Source organism: Actinocrinis puniceicyclus (assembly GCF_018283645.1).
GTDB classification, from domain to species: Bacteria; Actinomycetota; Actinomycetes; order Streptomycetales; family Catenulisporaceae; genus Actinocrinis; species Actinocrinis puniceicyclus.
The window spans coordinates 29,868-44,545 of sequence record NZ_JAGSXH010000010.1 but is presented as its reverse complement, the minus strand read 5'-3'; the positions used below and the strand labels follow the sequence as shown (position 1 = coordinate 44,545).

Genomic DNA, 14,678 nt, shown 5'->3' with positions numbered 1-14,678 from the left:
CGCGCGCGGACGCCCCCGGGGAAATACGAACTGCGCGACGCGTTTCGCGTCGCGGCCGTGCGCGGTCAGGACGGTTGCGGATCGGCCGCGCCGTCGCCGTTGCGCTCGTGCCCAGGCCACACCGAGAAGTGGCGCAGGCCGTAGAGCAGCGGCACGGCGGAGGTGCGCGTGACGGCGATGGCCTCGCCGATCACGACGGCGTGGTCGCCGACGCTGATCGTGCCGGTCACCCGGCACTCGGCGTGCGCGAACGCGCCGTCCACCAGCAGCGGCACGCCGCTGGCGGAGGTACGCCAGCGGATCTTCGAGAAGCGGTCCCCGCCCGGGGTGGAGAACAGGTGCGCGGCCTCCTGCCCGTCGGAATGCAGCAGATTGACCGCGAACATGCCGTTGGAACGCACCGCCCGGAACGTGCCGCTGTCCAGATGCAGGCAGACCAGGAGCGTCGGCGGACTCAGCGTCACGCTCGCCAGCGCCGAGCAGGTAAGGCCCCGGGGAACCCCGTCCGCGCCGAGGCTGGTCACCACCGCGACCCCGGTCGGGAAGCAGCTCATCAGCTCCCGGTACTCGTCCTGCGGACTGGGCGCGTGCTCGCCGTCGGCCGCCGGCGGGCGGCCGACGGCGAGCGGGGACTGCCGGCGCGAGGTCACGCCCGGCTCTGCTGGAGCCATCGCTGTTCCCCGTATCCGGTGACCCAGCTGTGGCGTCCGTACACCAGGCTCTCGGTCAGCTCCGGGTGCTTGTGGAACGCTTCGAGCGCCTGGCGCTGCGTCATGGAGCGCGCCACGAGCGCGTCAGCCGCGTCCTTGCGCCGCTGCCAGGCCTCCAGCGGCTCGTTCGTGGTGACCAGCTTGGCGGGGTAGCCCTGGCCGAGCAGCATGCAGTCCACGCCGTCGAGCTCGTAGAAGGTCGGGGCGGTGGCGCGCACGAAGCGCCGGGTGAGCGGGTCGCGCAGGTGCAGCGGCGCGCCGCCGGCGTACACGTCGAGCAGCGGCTGGATGCCGGAGACGTCGGCGTTGTCGCGCACCTGGCGCCAGAACTCGGTGTCGCGCCGCTGGTTGTACTTGTAGTGGATCGCCAGGAACCAGCGCATGCCGTCCCAGCGCTCGGCGGTCAGCTTGTTGAACACCTCGCGCGCCGTCGGCTCCGCCCAGCTGTTGGGCAGCAGCGGGATCAGCGACATGATGCTGAACGCCAGCATCAGCAGGCTGCTGGACTCCAGCGGCTCGACGAACGCGTAGGAATTGCCCATCGCGATCACGTTGCCGCGCCAGATCTTCTCGTGCCGGCCGGTGCGGAAACGCACCGTCTTGAACTCGCGCGCGCTCGGGTAGAGCCGCTTGATCTCGTCCATCGCGCTGTCCGGGTCGATGTGCGCGGCGGAGTGCACGTAGCCGATGTGGTCCTCGTCCGGCACCGGGATCTTCCAGCACCAGCCCGCGTCCATCGTGGTGGCGCGGGTGTACGGCTCGATCGCCTCGCTCTGGTCCACGTACGCGGTGATCGCGGTGTCCGTGTACAGGCTGTCGGCGAAGCTGATGTAAGGGGTCTGCAACGCCTTGCCGAGCAGCACCGAGCGGAAGCCGGTGCAGTCGATGTAGAGATCGAAGTTCAGCTCGCCGCCGCCCTTCAGGCGCAGCGACTCGACCCAGTCCTCGCCGGAGAGCGTGACGTCCTCGATCTCGGCGTCGATGTGCTTGATCCCGCGCTCCGTGACGAACTGTGACAGGTAGTTGACCAGCCGCATGTTCTCCAGGTGGTAGGCGAACGGGATGTCGCTCATCATCGACACGATCTTGTCGTCGACCTGGAACACCGGCACCTTGTTAGCCATCATGAACAGGCTCTGCAGGGTGTAGGCGTTCGGGTCGTTGCGCGTGGCCATCGAGCCGAGCACGCCGATGGAGTTCGAGCCCCAGTCGAACGGCCCCATGATGCCGTCCTTGAAGGGGCCCCAGTCGAACAGGATGCCCAGCTTCCAGGTGGGCTGGACCCGCTCCAGGAAGTCGTGCGGGTCGATGCCGATGTAGTGGTGCAGGAAGGCCATCAGCGGGGGAGTGGTGGCCTCGCCCACCCCGATCACCGGGATCTTGCTCGACTCCACCAGCGTGACCTCAAGCCACGGCATCTTGGCGCGCAGCGCGAGGGCGGTGAGGTAGCCCGCGGTACCGCCGCCGATCACGCCGACGCGCCGCACCGCCTTCGGGTCGTCCTCGCGCGGCGGGGTGCGGTCGGCGGGAAGGTGCGCCAGCTCGTGGTCCGCTATCGGCGAGCGCCAGCCCCCGCCGCGGCCCGGGCGCTCGGCGGGCATGTCGAGACTGCCCAGCTTCTCCGCTTGAGCCGCCGGCAGCGTGGCGGCGATCGACGCCAGCTTCTCGGACCAGGTCATGTCGTTCGCGGTCTCGGGACTCGCGGTCACTGTGATGGATTCCTTCCACTGTCGGTGCCGGCTGGTTCTTGCCCGTGGCCGTCGCGCGGGCCCGTTCAGTACCGCCCGAGTTCGGCGGTGACCGGGCCGCGCGGACCGTAGGGCGCGGTGTCCAGCCACGCGCCGAGACTCGGCGCGAGGCGGGCGAGGCGGGCGGCGGCGGCCTGCTGGGCGCGCTGTACGCCGCTGGCCGCACGCAGGTGACGCAGGGCGCTGTCGACCGAGGAGCGGTTGCGCTCGGCGGCCTGTCTGCGCAGCGACTGGTACTCCTCGATGGCGGCGGCGCGCCGCCGGGGGTTCGCCGCGCTCAGGGCGAGACCCACCGCGGCCGCCGCGGCGTAGGCGTCGGCGATGCCGCTGTTCATACCGCGCGCGCCGAGCGGGACGAACAGATGCGCGGCCTCACCGGCGAGCAGGACCCTGCGATGCTCGTCGATGAACGACTCGGCGACGCGTTGCAGGCAGGGGTAGCGGCTGATCCACAGGATACGGTCGAGGTATCCCGGGTCGACGACCTTGGGCAGCCACTCGCGCACGGCGGACGGGTCGGCGAGCCGCTCGCTCATCGGCGGGCTCGCGCACTGCACGTCCACCTGGATGCCGCCGGTGAACGGGACGATCAGCAGATTCTGGCCGCTCATCGCGGGGTGCCGATAATGCATGATCCGCTCGGGCGGGGCGGCCCCGGAGTCGTCGTCGGCCAGGTCCACCGCGACCCGGTAGTCGGTCGAGCGCGGGCCGTCCATCGCGATGCCGAGGGCGCGGCGCACCCCCGACTGGGCGCCGTCCGCGCCGATCACGTAGTGCGCGCTGAAACTGCGGCCGTCGGCGCATTCCACCGTGACCCCGTCGGCCGTGGAGTTCACCCGGCTGACGGCGGCGGACCAGACGAAGCCGACGTCGGCGCTCTTGCAGGCGTCGAGCAGGAAGCGCTCGGTGTCGATCTGCCGCAGGCTGGCGTAGACCGGCAGGCCGTCGCCGGTGAAGTCCGGGTACTCCTGCCGGTAGACCTCGCGACCCCCGTAAAAGGTGCTCGCGGCGCGCCACCTGATGCCGAAGGAGCCGATCGCGACGCCCAGTCCCGGGCTGATCCGTTCGAGCCGCTCGAGGTTCTCCCGGTGCACGTACAGAGCACGGCTGCCCGGACGTTCGCGGTCCTCGGGCTCCGCCTCCAGTAATAGGACATTGATACCGAGCGCGCGGGCTGCGAGCGCGGCGGACAGGCCGCATGGGCCCGCTCCGATCACGAGCAGTTGGGCGGTGGTGGCGGTCAACCCTCGTCCTCCCTCGACCGAACGCCTTGCCAGGTGGACGGCGCGCAGCGGTAAGCCGCGCCGCCGTCCGCACGGCGACGCGGGCGCAGCGCGCCGGTGGATCTGACGGGATGGTTTCGACGTTCGGGACGATACCGACGGGGCGGGACAAGGTCGACTACTCACTCGGGTAGTGGACTGACGTTCTGAGCCCTGCATACATTGTCCCGGAAAACGGGTGAATCAGCGTTCGGTTTCGGACACGTGCCCATTACCAGCCGGCTTCCATCCACCGCGCGGTCCGGTGCCGCGCGCTTCCCGAGGGACAGTGCATGACCCAGGCGGACGAGACCTCACGGCGCAAGGCGATGGTGCTCAGCGCGCAGCGGACCTATGCGGCGATGAAGAGCTTCTCGGACACGGCCACCGAGGGCGCGCTCAAAGCAGGGATCGACGAGGAGATCGTCTTCCTGATCAAGGTGCGTGTCTCGCAGATGAACGGTTGCCCGTTCTGCATCGACCTGCACACCCGCGAGGCGCTTGAGGCCGGGGCCGAGGCACGGCGGCTGTTCGCTCTGGACGGCTGGCGCGGCACGCCGTCCTTCGACCCGGCCGAGCGTGCCGCGCTGGACCTGGCCGAGGCGGTCACCCGGCTGCGGGACGGCGTGGTCGGCGACGCCGTCTACGGTGCGGCCCGGGACGCCTTCGGCGCCGACGGAGTCAACCACCTGATCATGATCGCCACGGTGACCAACGCCTGGAACCGGATCGCCATCGCCTCGCACATGCTGCCGGGCGCGCCGCGCCCGCGGCTGAACTGAGCCGGGCCCGTACGAGAACCTGCTAGAGCTGGAGGAGCGACGAGCGTGACCGAATACGACGAGATCATCGCCCGCACCGCGACGGACCCCGACGAGCACCTGCGCCGGATGATCGACTGGCACTTCGATCCGCGGACCGGATCGCGGTTCTGGCTGGAGCGGGCCGCCAAGCTCGACTTCGACCCGCGCGCCGAGATCACCACGGTGGCCGATCTGCGTCGCTTCCCCGACCTGAGCGACGACCTGCGGCACGTCCCGGTCGAGGACCTGATCCCGGCCGGGGCCGCGGGCGAGCCCTTCGACGTGTTCGACTCCGGCGGCACCACCGGCGCGCCCAAGCGCATCGTGGAGTCGGTCTCCCGGGCGCAGAACGCCGACTGGGTCGCGGACGTGCTCGGCGCGCACGGCTTCCCGGACCGCGGCAACTGGCTGCACGTGGGCCCCAGCGGCCCGCACGTGGTCGGCCGGACCATGCGCCGCATCGCGCACCGCCGCGGCGGCCTGTTCTTCACCGTGGACATGGACCCGCGCTGGGTCAAGAAGCTGATAGCGGCCGGCCGCGGCGACGTGGCCCGCGACTACGTCCAGCACCTGGTGGACCAGATCGAGCTCGTGGTCGCCTCCCAGGACATCAGGGTACTGTTCATCACCCCGACGGTGCTGGAGGCGGTGTGCGAGCGCGAATCGCTCTACGCGCAGCTGTCCGAGCGTCTCGGCGGCCTGTTGTGGGCCGGTACGTCGGCGAGCCCTGAGACGCTGCGGCTGATCGAGGAGGAGCTGTTCCCCAACACCCGGCTCGCCGGGCTCTATGGCAATACTCTGATGGGTATCGCGGTGCAGCGGCCGAAGCAGGAGGACGACGTCCACCCCTGCGTGTACCGCCCGTACCACCCCGCGTCGATCGTCGAGATCGTCGACGAGGAGAGCCGCGAACCGGTCCCCTACGGCGAACGCGGCACGGTGCTGATGCACCTGATGTTCCGCGACATGTTCCTCCCCAACGTCCTGGAGCGCGACGCCGCCGTGCGCATCGCGCCCGGACGCGGCGACACGGTCGACGGCATCGCCGACATCGGCCCGGTCGCCTCCGCCGAAGTGATCGAAGGGGTGTACTGATGACCACGGAAAGTCCGACCGACATCTCACGCGTCATCACGCCGGTCGTCCTCGGAGAACCGCGCACCAGCCGCGACGTCTCGCCGCTGGTCGGCGTGCACGGCGAAGTCCTCGCGGACGTGCAGGGCGCGCCGCGGCTGCTCGCCCAGTCCGTGCTGCGCCGGGTGCGCCAGAGCGCGGACGGGGAGCCGCCGCCGGCCAAGGTGCTCGCGCACGCCGGCGAGCTGTTCGCCACCGAGACGCTCGAAGGGCAGAGCCCGCAGCAGTACGTGACCAGCGTCGCGTACAGCGCGGGCCTGCCGATCACCTTCGCCTGGGACGCCTGCCAGGGACTGCGCAGCGTGCTCGGCGACATCGAACGGCTCAACCGCAGGGACTTCCCCGGGCCGGCCGAGAGCGCCGGTTCGCGCACCGAGTGGCTGCCCGCGGGCCGGGTCTTCGCCCACGTCGCGTCGCTCGGCAAGGCCCCCGGCCCCAACGCCGAGTGGCTGCGCGCGCTCTCCCTGGGCTACAGCATCGTGATGCGACCGGGCCTGCGCGACCCGTTCACCGCCCGCCGGCTCGTCGCGGCGCTGCTGGCCGCGGGCGTGCCCGGCCACCAGCTCACCCTGCTGCCCGGCGAGGACGAGATGGCGCACGGCCTGGTGCGGGACGCGGACCGCGCGGCCCTGTTCGGGTCGGAGGAGAAGGTGCGCCCGTGGCGCGCGAACAAGAACGTCGACGTGCACGGGGTCGGCCGCAGCAAACTGGTGATCGACCACCTGCCCGACGAAGCGGACCTGGACTTCCTGGCCGAGTCGATCGCCGCCGAGGGCGGTATCCGATGCGACTGCACCTCGGTCGTGCTCACCACCGAGGACCCCGCCGAGGTGGCCGAGATCCTGGCCGAGCGGCTCGCCGCGCTGCCCCCCGGGCCGGTGCCGGACCCGGCCGCCCGGCTGCCGCTCATCGCCGCGGCCGCGGCCGACGGCACCCGCAAGCAGTTGTTCGGGCTGGCCGAGGGCCTGACCGACCACAGCACCCCGCGCTACGGCGGCGACCCGCTGGTCGCGCACGCGGACTCGTCGCACACCGTGCGCCCGACCGTGCTCTCGACCCGCGACGGCGACCACCCCACGGTCGGCACCGAACTGGTCTATCCGTTCGTCGTCGTCGCCCCCTGGAACTACCAGGACGGGGTCACGCACCTGCGCGACTCGCTCGCGCTCACCTTCCTCACCGACCCGGAGCGCACCGCCCCGCTGCTGCGCCGGGCCGCGGCCGAGCCGTCCATCCGTCAGGTGTTCGTCGGCCGGGTGCCGCCGTGGCGTCCGCACCCCGACGTGCCCGATCACACGCTGGCCGCTCTCCTGGTCGAACCGAAGAAGGTCGTCGGCCGGGTGACGGCATGATCCGTTGCCTGCTCGTCGACAACTACGACTCGTACACCTACAACCTGTTCAACCTGCTGGCCCAGGTCAACGGCGCCGACCCGATCGTGCTGCGCAATGACGACCCGCGGGTGCCGCAGGCGGCCGCCGACGCGGACTGCGTGGTCGTCTCCCCGGGGCCCGGGGACCCGCGGCTGGCCGCGGACTTCGGGGCCTGCGCGCGGCTGGTGAGCTCCGGCCGGGTGCCGCTGCTCGGAGTGTGCCTCGGCCACCAGGGCATCGGCTCGGAGCACGGCGCGCAGGTCGGCCCGGCTCCGCGGGCCAGGCACGGGTACGTCAGCCGGATCAAGCACGACGGCAGCGCACTGTTCCGCGGCATCCCGCAAGGCTTCGCGGCGGTGCGGTACCACTCGCTGTGCATCGCCGAGCCGCTGCCCGACCACCTCGAACCGCTCGCGCGTTCCGAGGACGGCGTGCTGATGGCGCTGCGCCACCGCGAGCTGCCGCTGTGGGGCGTGCAGTTCCACCCCGAGTCGGTGCTCACCCAGTACGGGGCGAAGCTGCTGGCCAACTTCCGGGACCAGGTGGAGCGGCGCGAGGCGCGCGAGCGCCGGGTGGTGGGCACCGGATTCGACGCGGCGGACGCCGGCGCGAAGGACGGCGTGCAGTACACCGCGCATGTGCAGACGCTGCGCACGATCGTGGCCGGCGACCTCGCCTTCGAGAAGCTCTTCGGCGGCTCGGCGCGGGCCGCCTGGCTGGACAGCAGCGCCCCGGGCCCCGGCTCCGGCCGGTTCTCCTATCTGGTGCAGGCCTCGGATCTGCTCGGTGAGGCACTGACCTACCGCATGTCCGAGGGCGGCGTCCGGGTCGAGGCCGCGGGCGGCGAGTGCTTCCTGTCCGGGTCGATCTTCGACGTGCTCGACACCGAGCTGGCCCGGCGCTCGGTGGCCGCCCCCGAGGTGCCGTTCGACTTCACCGGCGGTTACGTCGGCTACTTCGGGTACGAACTGAAGGCCGAACTCGGCGCCGGCGGCAAGTACCGCTCCGACGCGCCCGACGCGGTCTGGCTCTTCGCCGACCGGGTCGTGGTGATCGACCACGACGACCGGGTCGTGCACCTGCTCGCGCTGAGCACCGACGACCCGGACACCCAGCGCGCCGCCCTCGACTGGATCCAGCACGCCGGCGAGACGCTCCTTGAATCAGACCTCGGACACGCGACCGAGGACGGGCGCCCGCGGCGGGCCGAGCGTCCCGCTCCCGCGACGCTGCGCCCGACGGCGGAGGCCGCGCTCGGCCGTGACCGGCGCGTCTACCTCGACGACATCGCCTACGCCAAGGCCAAGCTGCTCGCCGGCGAGAGCTACGAGGTCTGCCTTACCAATGTACTGCGTCTGCCCGGCCCGCGCGACGCCTTCGCGTTCTACCGCGATCTGCGCGCGTGCAACCCTGCGCCGTACTCCGCCTTCCTCTCCTTCGGCTCGGTGGAGGTGGCCTGCTCCTCGCCCGAACGCTTCCTCAAGATCACCAGGGACCGGGTCGTCGAGGCCAAGCCGATCAAGGGCACCGCGCCGCGCGGCGCGACCCCGGAGGACGACGCGCGGCTGCGGGAGGAACTGCGCGACTCGGTCAAGACCCTCGCCGAGAACCTGATGATCGTCGACCTGCTGCGCAACGATCTGAGCCAGGTGTGCGTGCCGGGCAGCGTGCACACCCCGGCGCTCATGCGGATCGAGTCCTACGCGACGGTGCATCAGATGGTCTCCACGATCCGCGGCCGGCTGCGCGACGAGATCAGCGCGATCGGCGCGGTGCGCGCCTGCTTCCCGGGCGGCTCGATGACCGGCGCGCCGAAGCTGCGCACCATGGAGATCATCGACGAGCTCGAAGACGAGGCTCGCGGCGTGTACTCCGGCACCATCGGCTTCCTCGCCTGCAACGGCACCGCGGATCTCAATATCGTGATCCGCACCGCGGTGCTGGCCGGCGACGAGCTGCGGATCGGGGCCGGCGGGGCGATCGTGCTGGACTCGGACCCGGCCGACGAGTACGACGAGATGCTGCTCAAGGCGATGGCCCCGCTCGCCGCCTACCGCGAGGAAGCGGCGAGCGAGCACGCGCCGGCGCGCGCGGAGGAGGAGCGGGTGTGAACATCGTCTCCCGCATCGAGCAGCGGGCCGCGGCGGGCGGCTGGCTGGAGCGGCCCGCCTACCACTGCCCCGATCGCAGCTGGACACACGCTCAGGTGCACCGGCTCGCCGCGGCCGCGGCCGCGCGTCTGGCCGCCCGCGGGGTCTGCGCCGGGGACCGGGTCCTGCTCGCGCTGCCCGACGACATCGGATTCATCGCGGCATTCCTCGGGGTCGCCCGCCTGGGAGCCGTCGCGGTGCTGGCCAATCCCCGGCTCGCCGAGGCCGACCACCGTTACCTGGCACAGGACAGCGGCGCGTGCCTGTGCGTCATCCAGGGCGACCAGCTCGCCGGCCGGTTCGACCGCCGGGTCGACGTCGCCGCGCTGATCGACCCGGCCGGCGCGCCCACCCCGCAACAGGTGCCGGCGGCGCCCGCGCGGCCGGACGACCCGGTGTACATCCAGTACACCTCCGGCACGACCGGCCGGCCCAAGGGCGTGGTGCACACGCACGCGGACATCGACGACTACGCGCTCTCCAGCGGCGAGGACATCATCGCGGCGAGTCCCGAGGACGTCATCCTTTCGGTATCAAAGCTCTACTTCGCGTACGGGTTCTGCAACTCGCTGGTGTTCCCGCTCTACAGCGGCGCCAGCGCGGTGCTCCTGCCGCATTCCTTCGACCCGGCGCTCACCGCCGCGGCCGTGCGCAGGCACGCGGTCACCATCCTGTTCGCCGTGCCCAGCGCCTATGTCAAGCTGCTGGCCGACGACGCCGCGGACGCCGCCTGCTTCAAGTCCGTGCGGGCCGCGGTCAGCGCGGGAGAGGCGATGCGCGCGAGCCTGCACCGGGAACTCGGCGCGATCCTGACCACCTCGGTGCTCGATCAGATCGGGTGCACCGAGGCCGGGCAGGCGTTCTGTTCCAACACCGTCCACCAGGACACCCCCGGCACGCTCGGGCGTCCCGTGCGCGGATTCACCCTCCAGGTGCGCGACGGCGAGGGCCGGCCGCTGCCGGACGGCCGGGAGGGCGAACTCTGGGTGACCGGGCCGACCCTGGTCTCCGGTTACCTGAACCGCGGAGAGGCGGGCAGCGCCGTGTTCGCGGACGGATGGTTCAACACCCGCGACCGCGTCGTGCGCAATCCCGACGGGACGTTCACTCACCTCGGCCGCGACGACGACATCGAGATCGTCGGCGGTGTCAACGTCTCCCCGTTCGAGATCGAGGAGGTGCTGCGCCGGCACCCCGCGGTCGGCGAGGCGGCGGTCGTCGCGGTGCGCGACGAACTGGGAGCCTCGCGGCTGACCGCGTTCGTGGTGCCCGCGCGCGGCACCGCACCCGATGAGACGTGGCTGGCCGACCAGCTCGCCTGCCTGGCCCGCGAGCATCTGGCCCCGTTCAAGGTTCCCCAGGCGGTCCGCGTCGTCGGCGATCTGCCGCGCACCGCGTCCGGGAAGCTGCGCCGTTTCGTCCTTCGAGGAGAGCAGCGATCATGAACCGTACTCCCCGCAGACCCATGATCTGGTCGAACCTGCGCCGGATCTTCGACATCGGCCTGATGTTCGAGCATGCCGCCGCGCGGTACCCGGACGCGACCGTCACGCTCGACAAGCCGCTCGGCGTCTTCACCTCCGAGCAGACCGTGTACACCTACGCGCAACTGGCCCGCCTCGTCGACGAACTCGCGGCGCGGATCACCGCGGCCGGAGTGCGCGCCGGCGACCACGTGGCGATCCACAAGCGGGCCAACTTCGACATCGCGCTGACCGCCTGCGCCGTCGCGCGGATCGGCGCCGTGCCGGTGATGCTCTCGCCCGCGCTCGACCCCAAGGTGCTCGGCGTGCTGCTGCAGCGGCTGCACTCGCCGTGGATCGTGACCGACGCGGCCAAGTACGCCGAACTGGCCGCGGCCGGCTCCCTGGTCGGCACCCCGGTGCTGCTCACCGAGGGCGCGGTGCCGAGCGACGCCGGCGGCTCCCGGATCGTCGCGCTCAAGGACGTCATCGGCGCGCCGGTGCGCGGGGCGGTGCGGCGCGGCCTGAACGAGCCCGCGCTGATCACCCACTCCTCCGGCACCACCGGGGTGCCCAAGCTCATGGTGCACACCACGCGCACGCTCTGGCACCGGCTGCTGCCGCAGCAGCTCATCGGCTGGTGGGTGCGCAACCGCGAGCCGGTGCTGCTGGCCACCTCGTTCGTGCACTCGCGCTTCTACAACTCGCTCGGGGTGTTCCTCAACTACGGCAATCCGCTGGCGGTCGTCAGCGACACCGACGTGTCGAACGCGCGCTCGATGCTCACCGCGAACCGGCCCACGGTCGTGGAGACGCACCCGAACAACTTCGTGCTCTGGGAGGAGTTCGCCGACGAGCCGGACGGCCCGCTGTCCACGGTGAAGTACTACACCAGCACCTTCGACGCGATCCACCCCGGCACGGTCCGCAAGCTGCTCAACGCCTCCCGGCACCGCCGGCCGGCGCTGCTCCAGCTCTACGGGCAGAGCGAGACCGGGCCGATCTCGGGATGGCTGCACACCCGCAACAACCTCGACAAGGTCGACGGCCGCTGCGTCGGCGTCCCGCTCACCGGCTTCATCCGGCTGCGCGCCGTCGACGAGCAGGGCCGGCCGGTGCCGCGCGGGCAGATCGGCCACCTGGTCATCCGCAGCCGCTCGCAGATCCGCACCTACCTGTCCGAGGACGAGCGCTTCCGCGGCCAGTTCCTGCCCGGCGGCTGGTGGCGCCTGGGCGACGTGGGCTGGTTCGACCGGTCCGGACGGCTGTACCTGGCCGACCGCGAGGTGGACAAGATCGAGGAGATCGACAGCAACCTCGGCATCGAGGACATGCTGCTCGAACGGCTGCCCGACGTCAGCGAGGTGGTCATCGTGCCGGACGGCGCGGGCAGCCCCACCCCGATCGTGGCCACCCGCGGGGACCATCCGCTGGACCGGGCGCGCTGGGCCGCCGCCACCGCCGGCCTTCCGCCGCTCAACCAGCCGATCCAGTGGCGGTTCGCGGACTTCCCGCGCACCTCGACCTGGAAGATCCGGCGGCTGGAGATCCGCGACCTGCTGGGCACCGCGTCGGCCCCGGCCGAGATACCCGCGCAGTCACCGTGACCGGTTCGCGGACGGCAGCGCAGGGCACCGCCGGCGTGCTGCGCTACGACGGCGCCGGCTTCGTCCCCGAGACCGGCGTCGCGGACACCGCGCCGCTGCTGGCCGCGGACTCGTGGCTGGTCCAGGACGGCACGGCCCGGTTCCTGGACACGCACCGGGACCGCTTCACGGCGGCGTGCCTGGAACACGGCCTGGCCGAATCGGGCGTCGAAGGGTTCTGGCACGGCGCGCTGCGGCGGCTGCCGGAGGCCGGGACCTGGTTCCCGCGGGTGGAACTGGCCGCCGACGGCCGGCTGCGGCTGCGGCTGCGGCCGGCCCCGCCGCGCGGCGGGGCGGTGGTCCTGTGGGTGTGCGAGCCGCCCGACCCCCGGGTGTGCCCGCGCACCAAGGGTCCTGACATAGGTGCGCTGGAGGCGTTGCGCGCGCGGGCCCGCGGGCTGGGCGCGCACGAGGGGCTGCTGACGCACGGCCGCGGCGAGGTGCTGGAAGGGACCACGACCAGCCTGCTGTGGTGGTCCGGCGACGCGCTGTGCGTCCCGGCCGCGCAACTGCCCACCCTGCCCGGGGTGACCACCCGGTGCATTCAGCGCCACGCGCGAGAACTGGGCGTCGAAGTGCGCGGTGTACGCGCCGGGATCGAACTGCTCGCCGAGTGCGAGGTTTGGGCCGTCAACGCGCTGCACGGCATCCGGCCGGTCACCGGCTGGCTCGGCGCCGCCGGCGCCCCCGGACCCGCGCCGCGGGCCGCGGCCTGGCAGCGGTGGTGGTCGGCCCAGGCGATCCCGGTCGACGGCTGGACAGGCGCGGCGCGCAACTTCGTCCCCGCGCCACCGAAGAGCAAGGGAAGGGAACTGGGATGACCCGCATCGCGGTGCTCCTGGCGGCCGAGTTGACCGCAGCCTCGATCGACACCGTCGTCAGCCGGGTCCTGCCCGCCGCGGACCAGGTGCAGACCTATCGGGCCAACGGCAGGACAGTGCTCGAAGTGACCGGCGCCGCGCCGGCGCTCACCGAGCGGCTGCGCGAATGGCCGGAGGTGGAGAAGGTCCTGGAAAGCGCGCAGGAGAAGGACCTGCTGCTCACCCGGCGCGCGCTGTACGGCAGCGACAGCGTCGTCGACGTCGGCGGGGTGCCGGTGGGCGGCAACGCCGTCGCCGTGATCGCCGGCCCTTGCTCGATGGACGGACCGGAGACGCTGATGCGCACCGCGGAGGCGGTGCGCGCCGCCGGCGCCGCGCTCTTCCGGGTCGGCCTGTTCAAGCCGCGCACCTCCCCGTACAGCTTCCAGGGGCTCGGGCGCGACGGCTTCGAGGCGGTGCGCGAGGTACGGCGGGTCTACGGCATGCCGATCGTGACCGAGGTGCTCAGCGTGCGCGACATCGAGGATCTGCTGGAAGTGGCGGACATGCTGCAGGTGGGCGCGCGCAACATGCAGAACTTCCCGCTGCTGAGCGAGCTGGGCAAGATCGGCCGGCCGGTGCTGCTCAAGCGCGGCCTGGCGGCGACCGTGCGCGAGTGGCTCAGCGCCGCGGAGTACCTGCTGGCCGGCGGCAACGACGAGATCATCCTGTGCGAGCGCGGCATCCGCACGTTCGAGACCACGAGCCGCTTCACCACCGACATCAACTCGATCCCGGTGGTCAAGGAGCTGTCCCATCTGCCCTTGATCGTCGACCCGAGCCACAGCGCCGGCCACTCCCGGCTGGTCGCCCCGGTGGCCAGGGCCGGCCTGGCGGCAGGCGCGGACGGCTTGATCATCGAGGTGCACGCGCAGCCGGAGAAGGCCCTGTCCGACGGGGCGCAGGCGCTCGATCCCATCGGCTTCGGGAACCTGATGCCGCAGTTGCGCAACGTCGCCGCGGTGCTCGGCCGGGGCATGGTCGCGCCCCCGGTCGACGAGCCCGCACTGGCCGGATAATCCGGCCGTGAAACACGGCGAACCGGCCGCGCCGCGTCGATCGGCCGGTTCGCCGTCCCCCGGACCCGGGACTGGCCCGGGACGGATCCGGTCAGGATCCGGTCCGCCCGAGCGCGGCGGTGTCGAATTCCAGGCAAAGACACCGGTAGTGAAATATGAGTGCGCCGCGGAAACCGCCGGCGCGAGCGCGCGGCGCATAAAACGACACCATCGGGCCGGAATTCCGCGCGATGATCGCGCATTCAACGATCGGTGCCGGAAACCGTCTTCCGCGCGTATTCGGAAATGGCCTCAGGAATCGGCCGCCCGGGCGTACCGAGCCACGTCCGCGACTGTCCGCGACCGTCCGCGACCCTGTCGGCGCGACGAGCCGGATATCATGACGACGGGCCTGACTCGTATCGCTGAAATCACTCCGGAAACCCTTGGGATAGGCTTGCGCCGCCGCTTGCGCGCCGTCTCTGTTGCCGTCGCGTGGGCGAGACGCTACGCTGTGTGCCTGGTAGGGTT

General features: G+C 71.7%; 11 protein-coding genes. 8 read left to right on the top strand and 3 right to left on the bottom strand.

Translation table 11 applies throughout. The features are described 5' to 3' along the window. Positions 1 to 65 precede the first annotated feature (65 nt). From KGA66_RS04925 to KGA66_RS04915, 3 genes are all read right to left on the bottom strand, one after another. A complete protein-coding gene (locus KGA66_RS04925) occupies positions 66 to 671 on the bottom strand; it encodes a flavin reductase family protein (protein WP_211464971.1) in 606 nt (201 codons plus the stop codon). Then, positions 647 to 2,419, bottom strand: a complete 1,773-nt coding sequence (locus KGA66_RS04920) for a tryptophan halogenase family protein (RefSeq protein WP_211464969.1) — start codon at positions 2,417 to 2,419, stop codon at positions 647 to 649. The genes KGA66_RS04925 and KGA66_RS04920 overlap by 25 nt, the downstream gene beginning before the upstream one ends. A 65-nt stretch (positions 2,420 to 2,484) precedes the next feature. Further along, positions 2,485 to 3,702: an FAD-dependent oxidoreductase gene (locus KGA66_RS04915; RefSeq protein ID WP_211464967.1), complete on the bottom strand. Its 1,218-nt coding sequence runs from the start codon at positions 3,700 to 3,702 to the stop codon at positions 2,485 to 2,487. 311 nt (positions 3,703 to 4,013) lie between these two features. Here KGA66_RS04915 and KGA66_RS04910 point away from each other — a divergent pair, with 311 nt between their 5' ends. Genes KGA66_RS04910 through aroF form a run of 8 tightly spaced genes read left to right on the top strand, consistent with a single transcriptional unit; the run spans position 4,014 to position 14,168 of the window. Then, positions 4,014 to 4,502 carry a carboxymuconolactone decarboxylase family protein gene (locus KGA66_RS04910; RefSeq protein WP_211464965.1) on the top strand — a complete coding sequence of 163 codons (489 nt, stop codon included), beginning with the start codon at positions 4,014 to 4,016 and terminating at the stop codon, positions 4,500 to 4,502. 45 nt (positions 4,503 to 4,547) lie between these two features. Next, positions 4,548 to 5,618: an AMP-binding protein gene (locus tag KGA66_RS31405; RefSeq protein WP_211464963.1), complete on the top strand. Its 1,071-nt coding sequence runs from the start codon at positions 4,548 to 4,550 to the stop codon at positions 5,616 to 5,618. After that, positions 5,618 to 7,009, top strand: coding sequence for an aldehyde dehydrogenase family protein (locus KGA66_RS04900; RefSeq protein WP_211464961.1), 1,392 nt, complete (start codon positions 5,618 to 5,620; stop codon positions 7,007 to 7,009). The genes KGA66_RS31405 and KGA66_RS04900 overlap by 1 nt, the downstream gene beginning before the upstream one ends. Beyond that, positions 7,006 to 9,141: an aminodeoxychorismate synthase component I gene (pabB, locus tag KGA66_RS04895; RefSeq protein WP_211464959.1), complete on the top strand. Its 2,136-nt coding sequence runs from the start codon at positions 7,006 to 7,008 to the stop codon at positions 9,139 to 9,141. The genes KGA66_RS04900 and pabB overlap by 4 nt, the downstream gene beginning before the upstream one ends. Then, positions 9,138 to 10,625 carry an AMP-binding protein gene (locus KGA66_RS04890; RefSeq protein ID WP_211464958.1) on the top strand — a complete coding sequence of 496 codons (1,488 nt, stop codon included), beginning with the start codon at positions 9,138 to 9,140 and terminating at the stop codon, positions 10,623 to 10,625. Before pabB ends, KGA66_RS04890 begins: the two co-directional genes overlap by 4 nt. Beyond that, positions 10,622 to 12,250: a class I adenylate-forming enzyme family protein gene (locus KGA66_RS04885; RefSeq protein ID WP_211464956.1), complete on the top strand. Its 1,629-nt coding sequence runs from the start codon at positions 10,622 to 10,624 to the stop codon at positions 12,248 to 12,250. Before KGA66_RS04890 ends, KGA66_RS04885 begins: the two co-directional genes overlap by 4 nt. After that, entirely contained in the window at positions 12,247 to 13,110 is an 864-nt protein-coding gene (locus KGA66_RS04880) for an aminotransferase class IV (RefSeq protein ID WP_211464954.1), read from the top strand. The genes KGA66_RS04885 and KGA66_RS04880 overlap by 4 nt, the downstream gene beginning before the upstream one ends. Further along, positions 13,107 to 14,168, top strand: coding sequence for a 3-deoxy-7-phosphoheptulonate synthase (gene aroF / locus KGA66_RS04875; protein WP_211464952.1), 1,062 nt, complete (start codon positions 13,107 to 13,109; stop codon positions 14,166 to 14,168). Before KGA66_RS04880 ends, aroF begins: the two co-directional genes overlap by 4 nt. The last annotated feature ends 510 nt before the right edge of the window (positions 14,169 to 14,678 follow it).

Coding starts and splice junctions, on each gene's coding strand:
- aroF (WP_211464952.1), top strand. CDS start 13,107: ATGACCCGCATCGCGGTGCTCCTGGCGGCCGAGTTGACCGCAGCCTCG.
- KGA66_RS04910 (WP_211464965.1), top strand. CDS start 4,014: ATGACCCAGGCGGACGAGACCTCACGGCGCAAGGCGATGGTGCTCAGC.
- KGA66_RS04885 (WP_211464956.1), top strand. CDS start 10,622: ATGAACCGTACTCCCCGCAGACCCATGATCTGGTCGAACCTGCGCCGG.
- pabB (WP_211464959.1), top strand. CDS start 7,006: ATGATCCGTTGCCTGCTCGTCGACAACTACGACTCGTACACCTACAAC.
- KGA66_RS04900 (WP_211464961.1), top strand. CDS start 5,618: ATGACCACGGAAAGTCCGACCGACATCTCACGCGTCATCACGCCGGTC.
- KGA66_RS04925 (WP_211464971.1), bottom strand. CDS start 671: ATGGCTCCAGCAGAGCCGGGCGTGACCTCGCGCCGGCAGTCCCCGCTC.